The sequence below is a fragment of the Vibrio sp. 1249-1 genome, assembly GCF_033340495.1.
Genome location: NZ_JAWOWJ010000317.1, coordinates 1 through 843, shown reverse-complemented (window position 1 = coordinate 843; position 843 = coordinate 1). Strand labels below are relative to the sequence as shown.

General features: G+C 41.8%; 1 protein-coding gene. It reads right to left on the bottom strand.

The genetic code is table 11. The annotated features are described in order from the left end of the window. Positions 1–765 (bottom strand): AraC family transcriptional regulator (locus tag R7Z50_RS26095; protein WP_318149556.1); only part of this gene is annotated, 765 nt, incomplete at its 3' end. Positions 766–843: the final 78 nt, after the last annotated feature.

The window sequence follows — 843 nt, the reverse complement described above, 5'->3', positions numbered from 1 at the left end:
AAATCCACAGCGCACTGACACGTCATTGAGTTTGAAGTTGTATTTCTTGAGCATAAACTTCGCACGATCCACGCGTACCCAAGTAATGTAGTCTGCCAAGGTCATGTGCCCCTGCTGACGGAACAAGCGCGACAAATGGTTCGAGGAAATACTGAATCTCGACGCAATGCTGTCACGTGTGATTGGGCGATGGAAGTTCTCTTGAATGTAGATACAAATCCCTTGATAGAGATCTTGCACACGGCTATGTGACTGCTGCTCGACTGGTGCATCCAACATCGTCTTCGCGTATTGCAGTAATGCTTGCAGTAAAAGCTCATCCATTGGTTTTTTAGTATTCTCACGAGCCAGTGAGCTCAACGCTTCTAAGATGTTATCTATCGCAAATCCTGAGCGTGTTTGGATGCTATGCTTTTGAATATCGTAAAAGTTTGCCTCACCTTTGCGTTTGCTCACCAAACTTAACCCAAGTTGTCGACGCCCAAACAAAATACTTAACACTGAGCAATTGGTATCCCAGTCTGGTTTATTCCAACAGTTAGGTGGAATAAATATCGCGTCGCCTTTTTTAGCAACGATGTGCGTTACTTTTCGATCATGACTTTCCATTTCATTAATATATTCCCCATCCAGAACTAACTCTAGGCGAGGGAAATTAACTTGATAGCTAAATTCAGGCGGCGTATGAAAATCTCCTGCAAACCAAATATTATGAAATGGCTCTCTTTCATTTAATACCGCTGAAATTAAATCATGAAAAATCATTGTCTCACACTCTATATATGCATCAATGATGCTATTTACTATAGATATACACCGGACTGGACTTTTGTGCTATTGAGC